The organism is Paenibacillus sp. FSL R7-269 (assembly GCF_000517865.1).
Lineage (GTDB): Bacteria > Bacillota > Bacilli > Paenibacillales > Paenibacillaceae > Paenibacillus_AQ.
Map to the genome: position 1 here is coordinate 231,438 of NZ_ASPS01000012.1, position 17,490 is coordinate 248,927.

Below are 17,490 nucleotides of genomic sequence, written 5' to 3' on the forward strand. Positions count from 1 at the left end.
AACCCAGCGTTCATGCAGAGCGTCTTCGGACATTCTCTGTAGGAACGCTTTTTTATACCCATCCACGCACCCACCACTTTCCTATGCCACCACTCAACTCCACCAACTGAATCTTTCCTGCACAAAATACAACTTTCCCCGCGTCCAATTGGCCTAAATCTCAAATTGTTGCACAGAAGGCAGCATTCCTCCTCCATCCATAGGCTACAAATAAAAATTCCTGCATTTTGTGCAGCAATCCTCCAAATATCAGCTCATCTGTGAGCGGAAGGTGCAATATCTGCAAGATTTCCGTGTATAGGGTTCAAGTCATAGTCTCTAGCCGCCCGTGTATTATATAGTATATTCCAGATTATACTAGAAAAAGAGAGCGGAATCCCCCTGCGTCCATGGCACAGGTTCAGGCATTCCAGGGGGCAGCAGCGGCAATGATCACACTAGTTTTTCAAAATTTCAGAAAAAAGATTTGCTTAAAATTTTCGGGGTATATATGATAAGGATATCAAAATGACCCGCGGCTCATTTTTTGGGCGAACGGATAGGAGAGAGGATGAAAGGTATGTCGGGCTACGGAAAATGGGTAGCAGGGAGCAAGACCAAATGGATCACTCTGCTGGTGTGGATTGTACTGGTTGGGGTCCTTACAATGCTCTGGCCTTCGGTGAATTCACAGGTTGCCAATAATGCCTCCAATCTGCCGGAGGATTCACAATCGGTGCGGGCATCGGTCGTTGCCGAGAGAGAATTTCCGGCCGGAAGCGGAGTGCCGGCACTGCTCGTATGGCATCGTGACGGTGGAATCTCGGAGGAGGATCTCGTACATATAACCACAGTATACGGCAAGCTTGAGCAGCAGCCTCTGGAGCATCAGAACTTCGTTCCGCCGCTGGGCAAGCTGCCGCCGCAGGCGCTGCAGGCGTCCTTGTCGGAGGACCGGAGCACGCTCGTCACCCCGGTGCTGTTCGACAAGACGGCGGACAGCGACCAGCTCGGAGAGTCGCTGAAGAGCCTGAAGGAGCTGATCCGGACGGAGACGGGGAGTGACCCGTCTGCCGCCAAGCCGGACAGCGGAGACTTAAGCCTGCGCGTATCCGGCCCGGTCGGAATCTCGGTAGATGCTACAGGGCTATTCAAGAATGCCGATGTATCGCTGCTGATTGCCACCGTCATTCTGGTGCTGGTCTTCCTGCTGCTGATCTACCGTTCACCCATTCTGGCGTTGATTCCTCTGATAGCTGTAGGCTTTGCTTATGGCGTAACCAGCCCGGTGCTTGGTCTGATGGCCAGAGAAGGCTGGATTACGGTGGATTCGCAGGCGGTCTCAATTATGACAGTGCTGCTCTTCGGGGCAGGGACAGACTATTGCCTGTTCCTGATCTCGCGCTTCCGCCAGATGCTGAAGGTGGAGGAGAATAAGGGGCGTGCACTACTGAACGCCATTTCCCATTCCTCGGGGGCGATTGCGATGAGCGGCTTCACCGTGGTGATGGCCCTCTTCGCTCTGCTGCTGGCCAAATACGGCGCGTACCACCGGTTTGCAGTGCCGTTCAGCGTCTCCATTCTGATTATGGGAATAGCCAGTCTGACCCTGGTTCCGGCCTTGCTGGCCATCTTCGGACGGACCTCCTTCTTCCCGTTCGTGCCGCGCACGCCGCAGATGGAAGCAGAGCGGGCCAAGGCCAAAGGCAGACCGGTGCCGCAGCCGCAGCCTGCCCGCCGCAAAGGAATCGGGTACCTGGTGGTATCCCGCCCGTGGGCCATTGTCGGAATTACGGTGGTGCTTCTGGGAGTGCTGGCCTCCTTCTCCAGCGGAATTAAGTTCACCTATGATATTCTGTCGTCGTTCCCGAAGACTATGGAGTCGCGGGAAGGCTTCGACCTGATTGGCAAGCAATTCTCCCCCGGTGAGCTGGCACCCGCCAAGCTGATGGTGGATACGGAAGGGTTATCCGGCGGAGAAGACCTGAAATCCGTGCTGAGCAGCCTGTCCTACGTGGATGTGGTCTCAGACCTGCAGCAGGGATCCGTCAACCCGAAGATTACCGCCTATGACATTGAGTTCAAGGACAATCCGTATTCGATTGAGGCGATGAACCATATCCCGGCACTTCAGGCTACGGTTGAGTCGGCCCTGACGGAATCCGGGATTGAGAACGCGCAGGATAAGGTATGGATCAGCGGCCAGACTGCTACCCAGCACGATACCAAGGAGCTTGGAGAACGGGATACTGATCTGATCATACCGGTCGTTATCGGCCTGATTACGGTGCTGCTGCTGGTCTATCTCAGATCTGTGGTAGCCACAGTGTATCTGGTGGGGACGGTAATCCTGTCGTTCTTCTCGGCACTGGGCCTGGGATGGATCATCATTCATTATGTGCTTGGAGCAGATGCGATCCAAGGCTCCATTCCGCTATATTCCTTTGTTTTCCTGGTGGCGCTCGGGGAGGATTACAACATCTTCATGATCTCGAATATCTGGAAAAAGCGTAAGCATATGCCGCTGAAGCAGGCGATTGCAGAAGGTGTGAATGAGACCGGCTCAGTCATTACCTCCGCCGGACTTATCCTGGCCGGTACGTTCGCTGTATTGGCAAGTCTTCCGATTCAGGTTCTGGTTCAGTTCGGGATTATCACTGCGATCGGTGTCCTGCTGGATACCTTCGTTGTCCGTCCGTTCCTGGTCCCGGCCATCACCGTCCTCTTTGGCCGCGTGGCCTTCTGGCCGGGCAAGCATCAGGAGATCAGCGAAGCCTCTGCTTCGGATACACAGCAATAACAACAGGGATGCCCCGCTAAGCCTGACGGCTGGCGGGGTATCCCTGTTTTCTGCGATAAGATGTTTAGGATAGCGGACTAAATGTAAGTGAATAACCGAATACAGTGTGCTGGTGGCGATGACGTGTATGCCGAATGTATGTGAAAAACAGCATACATTGTGCACGCAAGCAGGCATATGAACCAAATGTATGTGAAAAATCCGGACACAATGGATTAGACAGTCATTTTGCCCAGCATATACATAAGATGTCTCACAAGAATCGTATCCTTCACACAGAAAAGGGGACCGTCCTAAACGGCCGGCCCTCTCCACTTATTGCTGCTTAAGAAGCAGGCTAGTCAGCCTGAACGTCCGGAGTACGGCTGTGCACCAGCTCGTACTTGTCGAGCGAGGAACTGACAATGGCTTCATTCCGGCCGGCACCGCGGTGCGAGTCCCGGAAGGCGGGACTAGAGGTCCAGCCGTTCAGTGCCTCCTCATTCTCCCATACGGTGCAGATCTTCAGCTCCTCCACGCCTTCCTTAGGGGCGGCGTGCCACACCTCCATGCGAATGAAGCCGGGGATGCTCTGCACCCCGTTATCTGCGCTGAACCGTGAGGCCAGCGCTTGACCATGCCCTTCTTTGATCTTAATCGTATTGGTAACTACCAGCATGCCAAGTCCTCCTTGAAATATAAGAATTTATTTGTTGCACATGATAAATTATCCTTCTATTTCTCGCTGAAACGGTACCATCCTTTGAAAGGACGGCAAAGCCGTTTCCACTTGTTGGGCTGTAAGTAATGTCTGTCGTTATTGCGGATTCGTGGTCCAGATGCCTGCCGTCTTCAGGAAGACGCGATCAGGCAGCTTAAGGGCAGCCAGCGTCAGCTCGGCCACATCCTCCGGCTGCATCATCCGGTCCTCATCCCCGATCTTAAGACCCGCATCGGAAGCAAGGCCTGTATTCACTGTGCTTGGGGTCAGCGCAACGACACGGATATTATGCTTGCGTACCTCCATCGCCAGTGACTCCGTCATGCCCATTAGAGCAAACTTAGAGGCACAGTAGGCGGAGCCTGTGGCGAAGCCGCGTTCTCCTGCGGTGGAGGAGATATTGATGATATTGCCGCTCGAACGCTCAATCATCGCAGGCAGTGCCGCACGGGTCACATAATAGGCCCCGAACAGGTTGATCTGCATATGCCGTTCCCAGTCTGCCGGGTCCATCTCCAGGAACGTGCCGAACTGGGCGATCCCGGCGTTGTTAATAAGCGCGTCGAAGGGCCCAAGGTCCTTCTGCAGGGCTACTACCGCCCGCTCCGCTTCTTCACGTACTGCAATATCGGCCACGGCGATACTGACCTTGATGTCGTACACCTCGGTCAGCGCCGCCTTCAGCGCCTCAAGATCCGCTGAGGTTCTGGAGATTAGCCCCAGGTTGGCACCTTCCTTAGCCAGCGCCATAGCGAGCGCCTTGCCGATTCCCTTGCCTGCACCTGTAATGACAATACTGGTTCCTCTCAAATCCATAACCTGTCGTCACGCTCCTTATATATAGAATGATGGGTAATTCTAGAAGATACTGTCTATTATACCTGAGCAGCCGGGCACAATCACGCCAGAGCCGCAGCTCCGGCAGTGCAGGCTGCTGGCCCCCGGGACCACTTGTGCCGCTAATGCCCCGCAGCGCCCGGTCATCCCACTTTAGTCTTCCGGCGTAATTGTCTTAAGCGGCAAGGTCGCCGGACCTTCGATTACATCGCCTTCATAGGAGAAGCGGGAGCCGTGACACGGGCAATCCCAGGAACGCTCGGCGTTATTCCATTCGCATTCACAGCCCATGTGGGTACAGGTTCTGTCGACAAGATGCAATTGGCCTTCGGGATCGCGGTAGGCACCCGCGCGTTTGCCGTCATGGAAGACAACAGCACCCTGATCCGGCTCCAGATCCTTTGTTTTGGTGTGTACAATCTCCACTTTTCCGGCGACCAGCTCTTTAGCGACAGAGAGGTTCTGCACGATGAAGTTCTTAATGGCAGGGACTGCCTTGAAGCGTGAGGGATCATATAACCTGGTGTAGGGGTTGCTGCTCCCCAGAATGCCGTCTGCGATCAGGCGGGCAGCCGCGGTTCCGTTCGTCATGCCCCACTTCCCGAAGCCGGTGGCGATATAGATTTCCTCGTCCTCGGCGCGCTTGCCGATATAGGGAACCCGGTCCAGCGTGATCAGATCCTGGGTGGACCAGCGGAACGGAATACTACGGATGCCCAGCAGCTCCCCGGCGAACCGCTCCAGATTCTCATAATGGCCGAATGTACAGATGCCTTGACCGGTCTTGTGGTTCTCCCCGCCGGCAATGACCAGCTTCTTGTCTCCCCATTCCACGGCCCGCAGCGAGCGGGTCGGTTCACCGGCACTCAGATACATGCCGCCCTCATAATCCGTCTCCGGCTCGAACGCCAGACAGTAGGAGCGTTCGGCATGCAGCCGCGAGAAGTAGAGGGACCCGCCGTCATAGAAGGGGAAGTGGGAAGCCGACACGGCATGGCGGCAACGGATCTGGAACTTCTCTCCCTCGGTATGCAGGATTATCTGTCCGTCCGTATCGGCCTTCTCCCCGATCATCGTATGCTCAAATACGGTGCCGCCCCTGTCCAGAACCGCCTGCAGCAGCCCCTTCAGATACTCCAGCGGATGAAAACGTGCCTGATCCGGCATCCGGATGGCCCCGCCCGCGCCCAGCGGCAGGGGTACCTGATCCAGCCACTCTCCGGGTAGTCCCAGCTTGCCATAAGCCTCGAATTCCTTATTCAGCGCCTTGAGTGTCTTCTCGTCGCCTTGATCCGCATACAGATAGGCCGCCTCCCGCTTCATCCCGCAGGACAGGTCCAGCTCCTCTGCTGTGGCAATCATCCACTCCATGGCCTCGCTGTTCGACTGATAATACATCCGGGCATGCTCCTCGCCGAAATGCTTCACCAGATCATGATAGATCATGCCGTGCTGGGCGGAGATTTTGGCGCTGGTATAGCCGGTAGCCCCGCCGAGTATTTGTCCGGCTTCAAGCAGTGTGACCTTATATCCGGCCTTGGACAGCAGATAAGCGGTAGTAATCCCGGTAATTCCTGTTCCTACAATAGCTACATCTGTGACATGATCTTCAGCAAGTCTCGGAAAAGACGGCAGCCCGGTACTGCCTACCCATAACGATTCCGGAAATTGCGGAAGACTTTGCGAATGGGGTTCCTGTGCATTCATAGTATATTCCCTCCTAAGTGATGATCCATTTCATTTATTACCACTCTTCCGTGAAAAGAAACGCTCCCCCTTCCCCAGCAGGTGCATGAAAACCGCCAGAAAGTGCCAACATAAGGAGAAGTTCGCAGAGAGACACGCTCAGGAGGGATGATCTATGCCCGGACAACAGCATAAGCAGAAGGCTTCTCTGGAATGGATCAGGAATGAGCTAAGCGGATTCGGCGACCTGGAGGACAAGCACATGGCTGTTCCGGCGGGAGGGGTCAGTCTGCTGTATATCAAAAGTGTCACAGACGCACAGGCGGTCAGCCGGAATATCATAGCCGCTTTTTACGAAATGAATCATCCGGCCACCTACTACAGCTACATTGCCAATTATCCGGGAAGTGAGGAGACAACAGACGGGCAGCGTGCCCTTGAGCTTCTGCTCAGCGGATATGCCTGCATCGGGAGGGAGGATAAGCTCTGCTTCTTCGATGTCCTGAAAGCCGAGACCGGCAGTATTAAGGAGACGATCACAGAGAGCATCAGCCAGGGACCTTCCGATGCGCTGGGAGAGAACCTGGCGGTGAATCTGAATATGGTCCGGCGGCGCTACCAATCCTCGGCACTGAAGACGGAATTCACCGTCATTGGCAATGTCTCCAGGACCAAGGTGGCTATCCTCTACGATGAGGACCGGGTGGTATTCAATCTGGCGGAAGGAAAAGTGGCACTGCTGCTCGACACCACCGGCTATGCCATTGTGCTGCCATCTATCTTCAATGATTTCTTCACCGCGATGGATGACAAAATCCACCTCCCTTTTGTAGGGCGCTTCCTGAAGCTCCTGCGGATTATGGGTGTGGCCATGACGCTGTGGCTGCCGGCCCTGTATATCGCCTTTACCTCTTATAATCCGGAGATAGTGCGTGTGCAGATTGCACTGCTGATCGGGGGAAGCCGGGCGACTGTGCCGTATCCTTCATTTGTTGAGGTGATGCTGATGATGCTGATGATGCTGATGATGGAGTTTCTGACCGAGGCCCGACAGCCATGACGGTTGGCGGCCTGATTCTGGGACGGGCGGCGACGGCGGCGGGGCTGATTGGTAACATTATGATTATTCTGGTCTCGGTTGTGGCAATCTCCAATTTCCTGATTCCGCTGAACCTGATGAGCTTCTCCATCCGTGTGCTGAAGTATTTCTTCGTGATTGCAGCGGCCATGCTGGGGCTTGTCGGGGTGGTCGTCTGCCTGGTCGGCTTCACGATGTATTTGTGCAGTCAGCGCAGCTTCGGCCAGCCGTATTTCAAGATGTTCTTCCTGGACACCCTGGGGACTACCCTAAGGAAGAAAAGAGTGGGCGATGATGGCAAAAAGCCGTTATTTCTATTGTCTGTTTCTCATGAATTCTCTGATCAATATCATTAACTTCACCCCGCGGGAGCTGATCGATGCCCGGTTTGAGGGTGCGCAGTCCTCCATTGTGATTGCGGTGGTAACAGGTACTCTGTTCATCTACTTGTTCACCAAAGTCATCAATAAATTTCCCGGGCAGGGATTGCCGGAAATCTTCGGAGCGGCCTTGCCCAAGCTGCTGGCCTCCCCGCTGATCTTCATCTATGCTCTTCTCTGGTATACGGCCGGGGCACTGATTATGCTGTCCTTTGTGGATATTACCCTGCGGTTCATCAGCCCGGATACCTGGCAGTTGTCTGCCTCTGTTCGAGGATGGATTCACTGTCGCTGCTCTACGGGCTGGAGGTGACACTCGGGATTACCCTGCCTTTGATCCTGTATGCGACAGTCAAGGCGGTGGTTAACCCGGACTTCAGCTGGGATGCCGTACTGAAGATTATGACATTCCCTGCATGCGCCGGATATGAACAGCCTCGCAGCGGCAACCTTTACATTCAGCGGGTACATCAATTTAGCGATTTTCAACCGGGTGTTTCATGGCTTGAAGCTGAAGCATCTTTGGAGCTTGAGTCTGGAGGGGCTGCTGGTGCTGGCCTTGACTTTTTATGTACCTATCGGGTATCACGGAACGGTCGGGATCGAGCGGCATGTCTATACCTGGTTCACAACGGCGGACAGCATCCGCATTGAGGCATTTCTGATTGAACGCATGCTGTACATCTTCTATTTCGCCTATATCACCCTATCGCTGGTCAGCGCCATTATCCAGTGGCATGTCGGCAAGGAGCTGTTGCTTAGTCTGCTTCCGTCCACGGCCAGAGCGCCGAAGAAAAAGCTGTGGCAGGAGATCATAATCCTTGCCCTTTTTGCAGCCGGCACAATTCTTCTTATGCGACTGGATCAATATAACCTTAACATTGCTGGAGGTGTTCCTCCTGCATCTACGCTGGTATGGGGAGCTGCTGCTGATTCTGCTGTTATTCTGGTGCTACTGGATGATAAGGAGGCGTAGAGCATGAGGGGGCGATGGGGCGGTATTATTATGCTGCTGCTGTGTGTGACGATTACAGGCTGTAACTTCAAAGATATCGACCGGCGAATCTTCGTGGTCGCCATCGGGATCGATCCCGGCCAGCAAGAAGGGACATTCAAGGTAAGCCTCAAGCTGGCCATTCCCCAGGGCGATGTTACGAAGATTGACGAGAAGATGCAGATTCTCACGGAGGAATCAGAGTGCATCTCCGAGGCGCTACGGAGAATGAAGTCCAAGGTGGAGAAGGAGCTGGATTATGTCCACTGCAAATCTGTCATTCTAGGCGAGGGGATTGCGGCCGATGATATCCGGCATGTCACAGACTGGGCGGTGCGGCGCAGAGATATCCAGCTTATTCTTAACTTCGCTATAGGAAGGCCGGGGGCACTGGAGGTGCTGAGGGTGAAGCCGCCCTCTGAGCGCATTCCATCGAATTCGCTGATCCTGGCGATGAGCGGGCAAGGAACAGAGTCACCTTTTATCTCAAGCGTGTACTCCTATCAGCTTATGAGAAGTATATATGAGAATGGCATAGGTCCTCTCACCCGATGAAACCCGCCTGTTCAATCTGCTGTCCCGTTCCAATCTGCGGACGAACTTCCCCGCCCATATAGGCAGCGGAATGTACCAGTACTATACCGAGAGCTCCTCCTCCGGCTACAAGATTGTTGTTCCCCGGGAAGGTGATCCTTACATCCGCTATACCATTAGAATCCGTGCGATCCTGGAGGAGAACAGTACGGAGGAGATGATTACCCACCAGATGCTGAAAAAGATTGGAGTGGCCGGTGCAGCGGAATTAAGCGGTGCCGTCAAGGCACTGCTGGTCAAAATCCGGGAGAGCGGCATGGACCCGATGGGCTGGGGACTGCATTACGGGGCGAGGCACTGGAATAACGGGACGGAAATGACGGTATGGAAGAGTCTGTACCCACGGCTTGATTTTCAGGTGAATGCCAAAGTGGACGTTAAATACTCGGGAATGATCAAATAGGGCTGTGCTGCATTGACGCTTTCAGTATCAGGACTTATACTTGATCTAAAAACAAATTAGAGGATGATGAAGATGAGAACCCTGAACCTTACCTCTCAGCGTCAAGCCGTGTACGATATCGTCCGCAATTCCCATGATCACCCTACCGCTGCCGAAGTCATGAACCGGCTGGTCGAGCAGGGGCATAACCTGGCCTATGGAACGGTCTACAATTCCCTGCGCTATCTTACAGATAAGCAGATGATCCGCGAACTGAAGCTGGGCGAGGCGGCCAGCCGGTATGATGCGCGTCTGGACGACCACCAGCATATTGTCTGTGAAATCTGCGGTGCGGTGGATGAAGTAATGAGCCAGGTCCCGCAGGAGTGGAGCGATTCGGTAGCGGCGGATACGGGCTATTCGATCACTCATACGCATGTGGTATTCGGGGGGATCTGCCCGGCCTGCCAGAGCAGGAATTCACGCCAGAACTAGGACGTTTGTATGAGCTGCGACAGTCGGCATAGTAACAGAATATAACAAAAGACCGTTTTCATTGGAACGGTCTTTTTGCTGTACTCCTATAAAAATTATCAATAAATATAGGGAAATTATCATTAATTACCGGAAAAAAGAGGGTTTTGGGGACTGATATTTAATTATATATAAAGTCTGCTGCCATGATCCACCTTAAGACCCATGAAAAAAGAGAGAAAGCGAGAAAGAGAGAGTGAGTCCATCATATGAATAAAAAGGTGCGTCTGAACATCCGTACGAAGCTGATTACTACCTATCTGCTTGTCTTGCTGGTACCGAGCATCATTATAGGCTGGCTAACCTATCAATCTGCCAGCAGCACCATGGAGGAGCAGCTTACTAATAATGCCCAGGAAAGTGTAATTGCAGTGAACCAGATCATAAGTTCCAATATACAGTCGAAAATAGATGATATCCTCTATTTTGCCGGACAGCTTCCGGCAGATTCCATTAATAACGAGGCGGCTGGTCTGACGGCCCCTGAGCTGGGGAGCAGATTGAGGGAGTATGCGGCGCTTCATCCCGATGTGCTTGATATTTATGCCGGAACCAGCAAGGGAAAGAGCATCCGTGCGGCTGAGCTGGAGTTGCCGGAGGGCTATGATCCCCGCAAGGAAAATACATATATCAATGCGCTTAAGCAGGGCAGCGGCACAGTGATCTCCCCGGTATTTCAGACGGTGAAGGGGGAGAGCGCCATTGCGGTATCGGCGGTGCTCGCGGGCGGAGACGGCGTAGTCAGCCTTGATCTGAATCTGTCCTCCCTTGCCGATATGACGAAAATCAAGGTCGGCCAGGAGGGCTACATTCTGATTGTAGACAACAGCAAGAAATTCCTGCTTCATCCCACAGAAGCGATTGGCGCGGAATCTTCGCTTGAGTTCGTGAAGCAGATGTTCGGGAGCGAGAGCGGAAGCTTCGATTATGTATATAAGGATGCACCTAAGAAGATGACCTTCATGGTGAATGAGCTGACGGGCTGGAGAATCGGGGGCACCATCAGCCTGAATGAGATTACACAGGCAACCAGCGACATCCGTGAGACGGTCTGGCTGGTCCTCTCTATATCCGTGCTGCTGGCGCTGGTGCTGATCTATTTCAACATCGCGTCGATTCTGAAGCCGCTGATCCGCCTGCGCAAGGCAACTGAGCGGATTGCCGGCGGCGACCTGTCGCAGGATATCGGGGACTTCCGGGGGGATGAGATCGGTCTGCTGGCTGTGAATTTCCGCCAGATGGTGGATAATCTGCGGCAGATGATTATCGGGGTACAGACCATGACGGATAATGTCTCTTTCTCCGCTGAGCAGCTGAGCGCCGGGGCAGAGCAGACGACCAAAGCTATAGAGCATGTTACAGTGGCTATCCAGGAGGTGGCGGCCGGCACGCAGCAGCAGGTCAATAGTGTACATAAAGGGATGGCAAGCACAGCTGCCACCACAACCGAGGTAGCCCATATCTCGGAGTTCATGAAGCAGGTGTCGGTAATGATGGACAAGACCTCGCTGTCGGCTTCGGAGGGCAATGATTCGGTCATCAGCGTAGTCGACAAAATCAACGGGATTCATGAAACCGTGGAGGAAATGGGTACCGTCATTGATCAACTGAGCGAGCGGGTGGGGCAGATCCAGGGGATTACCGGTGTGATCTCGGGAATCTCGCGGCAGACGAACCTGCTGGCGCTGAATGCATCCATAGAAGCGGCCAGAGCCGGTGAACAGGGGCGCGGATTCGCTGTGGTAGCCTCGGAGGTCCGCAAGCTGGCTGAAGAATCCGGGAAGTCGGCAAGCCTGATCTCCGAACAGGTAGCCTCTATCCATTCAGAGATGCTCCGGGCTACGTCAACCATGGAGGATGCGAAGAGCAAGGTAATGGACGGCATTATGGCTGTGGATACAACGGGACGTTCGTTCTCGCGCATCCGCAGGGCAATTAAGGGGGCCGCAGAGACCATAGGCGGGATGAACGAAGGTGTTCAGACCCTGACTGCAGAAGCAGACAGTCTGGACCAGGCCATTAGCGAGATCCGCGGCATTACCGAGGCTGCGGCAGGCAGTACCGAGACGATCTCGGCAGCAGCCCAGCAGCAGCTTGCCTCGGTGGAAGAGATCGCCTCTTCCTCAGCCGACCTTAGCCGCCAAGCCGATGAATTGCAGCAGCTGGTCGGACGCTTCAAGCTGTACCCGAGAAACGAGGCTCCTGACGTACCGGAAGCGGTCAAGCCTGGGGAGATCCGCCCTGAGGGCCAGCAGAATTCCTGAGGCCGAATATGCGGTCTGGTCTTTTCTTTTACCTCACTTTGCAAGTATACTGATAAGCAACAATACGGGGTGATGAAGGGGAGAATCGTTCATGGCAGAGCAATTAAAGGGCATTACCGTAGCCCTGGCCGGTCCGCGTAAAGCGGAAGACATGGCCAAGCTGGTAGAGAATATGGGAGGAATCGCGCTGCACCGTCCCGCTCAAGGGACAACCTTTCTGGATGATGCCGCCCTGCGTGAGGGGCTGATTGCCTGGACGGAGCAGCCGCCGGATCTGGCTATTCTGACTACCGGTATGGGGCTGGATGCATTGTTCGAGACGGCTGAGAAGCTTGCGCTTGCAGACCGCTTCCTGGAGGTTCTCTCTGCCTCACCTGTTGCTGCCCGTGGCTATAAGACAGTGAATGCCCTGAAGAAACGGGGAATTGAGCCGGTCGTGCGTGACGATGACGGCAGCTCTGCCGGACTGATCCGCGGCCTGCAGGACTATGATCTGCAGGGTAAGCGCGTCATGCTTCAACTGCACGGGGAGACTGCCCCGCAACTGGTCGGATGGCTGGAGCAGGCAGGCGCAGCGGTAAGCTGTGTGCAGCCTTACCGGTATACTCAGCCGGAGCCTGGAGCGCTGGATCTGCTGCTTGCAGAGATTACGGAAGGGCAAGTGGATGCGGTGGCGTTCACAAGTGCCCCGCAGTTCCGCTTCCTGGCACAGCATGCGCGGGAGCAGGGGCGGCTTGCCGCGCTGGTGCAGGCTTTTGAAGACAGGGTGCTGGCGGTATCTGTCGGCCGTCTGACCTCGGAGGCTCTAAAGGAAGAAGGCGTGAAGCGGATCGTCATGCCGGAGCACGAGCGGATGGGCAGCATGTTCGTTACCCTGGGCCGCTATATTGCGGCTAACCGTTAGCAGCGGACATTCAATTACAACTACAAATACAGAGAGATATGGAGGAGGAGACCTATGGATAAGAGAAAATGCCTGTTGTTAGGCGATTACACACACCCCCGGTTTCACCCGTTGCAAGGTGTGGACAAACAGGTCAGTGAAATTCTGAATGAGCTTCTGACCGTGCAATGCTCGGAGAACAAGAAGCTGATGCTGAGCGAGCATCTCTCCGGATATGATCTGTGTATCGCATACAATGAATTGTGGAATGAAACCGTATCTCCACAGCAGACGGCAGGTCTGCTGAGCTATGTCAGCGGAGGCGGCGGTCTGATTGTCCTTCACACCGGAATATCCCTGGCGAAGCGTTATGAACTGGCCCAGCTGATTGGCGGCAGATTCACCGGCCATCCGGCCTATACTCCGCTTCAGTTCAAGGTGCAGGAGCATGATATTACCGAAGGCATTGAAGACTTCCAGCTCGATGAAGAGCCGTACCGGTTCGAGTTCGATCCGTTCACCGAGAAGCAGATTCTGCTCGAATATGAAGCGGACGGGGAGATGCTGCCTGCAGCCTGGTGCCACAGCTATGGCCTGGGACGGGTGGTCTATCTGATGCCCGGCCATCATGAGCCGTCGTTCCGGCATCCGGCGATCCGCCAGCTGATTCTGCGGGCAGCCACCTGGGCGGCGCGTATCCCCAGATAATTAGCAAATAATCAGTAATATCGAAGCTAAGCCCCACTTTGCGGGGTTATTTTGTGAAATGGCGGGCGAAGGGGTATACTTTATCCATAACTGCAATCTTTGGGAGGGAAGTACCATGAGTGATCTGTTGAAGAAAGCTATCTCATTAGGCGTAGGCCTCACCATTGTCAGCAAGGAAAAGGTTGAAAAGGTCGTAGACGAGCTGGTGAAGCGGGGTGAGTTGGCCCCGTCGGAATCCAAGGCTCTGGTGGATCGGCTGGTAGAGCGCGGAGATGAAGAACGGGGTGTGTTCAAGTCTGCCGTGCAGGAGCAGGTTCAGCGGGTGCTGAAGGAGCTTAAGGTACCTGTGCAGGAGGATATCACCAGGCTGGAGTCGCGTATTGCCCAGCTTGAGGGCCGTGTTGCCGAGCTGGAAGGCAAGTCACCCCAGGAGACCACCGTGCCGGAACAGCGTACGGAATAAATGGCTGTCCGCATAAGGCACGCCGGACGTTACCGGGCAATCGCCATGGCGCTTATGCGTCATGGCTTCGGCTATATGGTGGAGGAACTGGGCCTCTACCATCTTCTGTCGCTTCCCCGCCGGATCATCACACAGGAGGTTCATGAAAGTGTGACCCTCGCTGAACGGGTCCGCAGGGTGCTGGAGGAGCTGGGGCCGACCTTCGTCAAATTGGGCCAGCTTGCCAGTACGCGCTCCGATCTGCTGCCTGATGCGATTATTCAGGAGCTGGTCAAGCTGCAGGACAATGTGCCGCCGTTCTCAGCCGAGACGGCCCGCAATATTCTGGAGCAGGAGCTGGACCAGCCTATTGATGCGGTCTTCGAATACTTCGAGAACAATCCGCTCGCTGCCGCCTCCATCGGCCAGGTGCACCGCGCTGTGCTGCATGGCGGGCAGAGTGTAGCGGTCAAAATACAACGCCCAGGCGTCATGCGGACGATGGGCAGGGATCTTGAGATTCTATCGGATCTAAGCCTGCTCGCCGAGCGCAAGATGGACTGGGCCAGGCAATACGGATTAGCCCGGATGGTCGAGGAATTCTCCCGTGCTCTGCTGGCGGAGCTGGATTATGCCCAGGAAGGGCGCAATGCCGAGCGTATAGCCGGGCAGCTGTCTGCCCAAGATAACGTATATATACCGGCCATCTATTGGGATTTCAGCTCCACCAGGATTCTGACCATGGAGTACATGGAAGGAATTACCTTGAACCGCAAGGACGAGCTGCTGGGCTCGGGTGTGAAGCTTAAGACGATCGCCCAGCAGTTTGTGGAGATGATGTTGAATCAGATTTTCATTCATGGCTTCTTTCACGCTGATCCGCATCCCGGCAATGTCATGGTGCTGAAGGACGGGAAGCTGGCTCTAATTGACTTCGGAATGGTCGGGCGGCTTAGCGAGGATATGAAGGATGGCCTGTCCGCGTTGGTGATTGCACTCATGCGCAAGAATACGGACTCGATGGTACGGGCCATTCTGCGCCTGGGAGTGATCCCGGAGGAGGCCGACCGGATGGCGCTGCACGAGGATATGGACCGGCTGCGCGAGCAGTATTATGATATCCCGTTCAAGCAGGTCAGCATCGGCAAGGCGCTGAATGATCTGTTCAGTATTGCCCGCAAGCACCGGCTGGTCATTCCGCCAGATCTGGCGCTGCTGGGCAAGACGATGCTGACCCTGGAGGGCATGGTCGCCAGCCTGGACCCGGCCTTCAGCATTATGCAGATGGCCGAGCCGTTCGGCAGACGTCTGGTCAAGCAGCGCTTCAGCGGAAGCCGCCTGCAGCGCAAGCTGCTGGGTGGGGTCGCTGATCTTGCCGAGAGTCTGGTCGAGCTGCCCGCCCAGGCCCGGCAGCTCTCCTCGCTGATCAGCAAGGGGAAGCTGAAGGTAGAGATCGGAGTACCCGAGCTGCAGGACCTGGAGCATAAGTTCAGCCGGATCGGTAACCGCCTCTCCTTCAGCATCGTGCTGCTGGCCTTCAGCATCATCATGGCTGGACTGATCGTTGCCTCCTCCCTGCGCGGGGAGCCGTCGCTGCTCTGGGACTTCCCGATTGTGGAGATCGGTTCAGTCATTGCACTGCTTATGATTCTGTGGCTGCTGTTCTCCATCTTCAAATCGGGCAGATTCTAGCCGGAAGAGCCGGATAAATAATTATTCTTCACCGGATGCACACAAAGGCTGCACAATCAAGTACAATATTAAGATAACTTGCCACAATTAAAGTGTAATGGAACGCAAATGGAGTGCCGTCTGAACGTCCGGTGGATCGCTGCTGCGCCGTATAACCGAACGTTTGACCGCTGCCTTGCGGGCCCATGGGACGGAAGGGCTCCGGTGACGGGGTGCTTCCGCTTTTATTTGAAACGATAAGAATGTGAACGGTACCGTCCTTGTAAAAGGGCCTGAGGGTGACATCCCCCTCTGCTAACGCTTGCGTACATTACTCCGTTACATGGATAAATATAAGTTATGGACTGACATGCTGAACTTAAATTTAGGGAAATTAGTGAGGTGGAGCAATTGCCGGGTTTTAAAGATTTAGGAGTATCAGAAGTGTTGATCGATCTGCTCAAGGGGCAGGGCATCGTGAAGCCGACGCCGGTGCAGGAAGAGGCGATTCCGCCACTGGTGCAGGGGCTGGATGTAATTGCGCGGGCGAAGACGGGAACGGGGAAGACGCTGGCTTTTCTGCTGCCGATTATGGACAAGATCCGGGTTGAGGCCGCGTATCCGCAGGCGCTGATTCTTGCGCCGACGCGTGAGCTGGCGCTGCAGATTACCGAAGAGGCGCGCAAGCTGGCCCGTCATACGGGTGTGAAGATTCTGGCGGTCTATGGCGGCCAGGATGTGGAGAAGCAGCTGCGTAAGCTGGAAGGCGGCAGACATCTGATCATCGGTACGCCGGGACGGCTGCTGGATCACCTGCGCCGGGAGACTCTGGACCTCAGCGGTGTGAAGATGCTGGTGCTGGATGAAGCGGACCAGATGCTGCATATGGGCTTCCTGGAGGATGTGGAGACGATCATCACGGCTGTGCCTTACCGCCGCCAGACGATGCTGTTCTCCGCGACAATGCCGGACCCGATCAAGCGGCTGGCAGCGAACTATATGAAGGAGCCGCTGGATGTCATTATCAAGAGCGGCTCGCCGATCCCTCTGGACAATATCCGCCAGCAGGTGGTGGAATGCTCGGACCGCAATAAGGAAGAGGCGCTGATCTCCCTGATCGAGCGCGACCGTCCTTACCTGGCGATCATCTTCTGCCGGACGAAGCGCCGGGCCATCAAGCTGAACGAGGCGCTGCAGGCGGCCGGTTATGAATGCGACGAGTTGCATGGCGATCTGTCGCAGGGCAAGCGCGAAGCCGTCATGAAGCGGTTCCGTGACGCCAAGCTCCAATTGCTGGTGGCTACGGATGTGGCGGCACGCGGCCTGGACGTTGAAGGGATCACCCATATCTTCAACTATGATCTTCCGCTGGATGCGGACAGCTATATTCACCGGATTGGCCGCACCGGCCGCGCCGGAGGCAAGGGCCTCGCGATCACGTTCGCTTCGCCGCGCGAGCGCGACGGGCTCGAGCTGATCGAGCACGGCATCTCCCAGCGGCTGGACCGCCGCCGGTACGAGAAGGATGAATTCGGCGTAGGCGAATTCACCTCCGTCC

The 17,490-nt window shown here is 55.2% G+C and carries 15 protein-coding genes and 1 pseudogene; 13 read left to right on the plus strand and 3 right to left on the minus strand.

Annotation, left to right across the window (positions count from 1 at the left end):
* Nucleotides 1-550 precede the first annotated feature (550 nt).
* Entirely contained in the window at nt 551-2,779 is a 2,229-nt protein-coding gene (locus tag C162_RS05650) for an MMPL family transporter (protein ID WP_036692181.1), read from the plus strand.
* A 337-nt stretch (nt 2,780-3,116) separates the two neighbouring features.
* Here the strand turns inward: C162_RS05650 and C162_RS05655 are convergent, their stop codons facing one another.
* From C162_RS05655 to C162_RS05665, 3 genes are all read right to left on the minus strand, one after another.
* On the minus strand, nt 3,117-3,437 hold the full coding sequence (locus tag C162_RS05655; RefSeq protein ID WP_036692183.1) for an antibiotic biosynthesis monooxygenase: 321 nt from the start codon (nt 3,435-3,437) through the stop codon (nt 3,117-3,119).
* Nucleotides 3,438-3,575: 138 nt separating this feature from the next.
* Complete coding sequence (locus tag C162_RS05660; protein ID WP_036692186.1) at nt 3,576-4,295, minus strand: 3-ketoacyl-ACP reductase; 720 nt, start codon at nt 4,293-4,295, stop codon at nt 3,576-3,578.
* A 174-nt stretch (nt 4,296-4,469) separates the two neighbouring features.
* Nucleotides 4,470-6,023, minus strand: a complete 1,554-nt coding sequence (locus tag C162_RS05665) for an FAD-dependent oxidoreductase (protein WP_036692188.1) — start codon at nt 6,021-6,023, stop codon at nt 4,470-4,472.
* 241 nt (nt 6,024-6,264) lie between these two features.
* On the opposite strand from C162_RS05665, the pseudogene C162_RS05670 reads away from it, so the two are divergent.
* The 12 genes and pseudogenes from C162_RS05670 to C162_RS05715 all read left to right on the plus strand — a co-directional run.
* Nucleotides 6,265-7,436, plus strand: a pseudogene (locus C162_RS05670) (spore germination protein).
* The gene (locus C162_RS35230; protein WP_162174443.1) at nt 7,372-7,773 is read left to right on the plus strand and encodes a hypothetical protein; all 402 of its coding nucleotides are present in this window, start codon (nt 7,372-7,374) and stop codon (nt 7,771-7,773) included. The pseudogene C162_RS05670 and the gene C162_RS35230 overlap by 65 nt, the downstream one beginning before the upstream one ends.
* 114 nt (nt 7,774-7,887) lie before the next feature.
* Nucleotides 7,888-8,436 (plus strand): hypothetical protein, encoded by a 549-nt coding sequence (locus C162_RS35235; RefSeq protein ID WP_051493266.1) that lies wholly within the window; start codon nt 7,888-7,890, stop codon nt 8,434-8,436.
* A gap of 3 nt (nt 8,437-8,439) precedes the next feature.
* Nucleotides 8,440-9,009, plus strand: a complete 570-nt coding sequence (locus tag C162_RS35240; RefSeq protein ID WP_051493267.1) for a Ger(x)C family spore germination protein — start codon at nt 8,440-8,442, stop codon at nt 9,007-9,009.
* Nucleotides 9,010-9,043: 34 nt separating this feature from the next.
* A complete protein-coding gene (locus C162_RS35245; protein ID WP_235218361.1) occupies nt 9,044-9,451 on the plus strand; it encodes a TfoX/Sxy family protein in 408 nt (135 codons plus the stop codon).
* 72 nt (nt 9,452-9,523) lie between these two features.
* On the plus strand, nt 9,524-9,925 hold the full coding sequence (locus C162_RS05685) for a Fur family transcriptional regulator (RefSeq protein ID WP_036692190.1): 402 nt from the start codon (nt 9,524-9,526) through the stop codon (nt 9,923-9,925).
* 248 nt (nt 9,926-10,173) lie between these two features.
* Nucleotides 10,174-12,228: a methyl-accepting chemotaxis protein gene (locus tag C162_RS05690; protein ID WP_051493269.1), complete on the plus strand. Its 2,055-nt coding sequence runs from the start codon at nt 10,174-10,176 to the stop codon at nt 12,226-12,228.
* Nucleotides 12,229-12,319: 91 nt separating this feature from the next.
* Entirely contained in the window at nt 12,320-13,132 is an 813-nt protein-coding gene (locus C162_RS05695; RefSeq protein ID WP_036692192.1) for a uroporphyrinogen-III synthase, read from the plus strand.
* A gap of 54 nt (nt 13,133-13,186) precedes the next feature.
* On the plus strand, nt 13,187-13,819 hold the full coding sequence (locus tag C162_RS05700; RefSeq protein WP_036692195.1) for a ThuA domain-containing protein: 633 nt from the start codon (nt 13,187-13,189) through the stop codon (nt 13,817-13,819).
* 115 nt (nt 13,820-13,934) lie between these two features.
* Nucleotides 13,935-14,282, plus strand: coding sequence for a phasin family protein (locus C162_RS05705; protein WP_036692199.1), 348 nt, complete (start codon nt 13,935-13,937; stop codon nt 14,280-14,282).
* Nucleotides 14,283-15,953: an ABC1 kinase family protein gene (locus C162_RS05710; RefSeq protein WP_036692201.1), complete on the plus strand. Its 1,671-nt coding sequence runs from the start codon at nt 14,283-14,285 to the stop codon at nt 15,951-15,953.
* Between the two features lie 390 nt (nt 15,954-16,343).
* Nucleotides 16,344-17,490: DEAD/DEAH box helicase (locus C162_RS05715; RefSeq protein ID WP_156949554.1), on the plus strand; the 1,147-nt coding region annotated here is incomplete at its 3' end.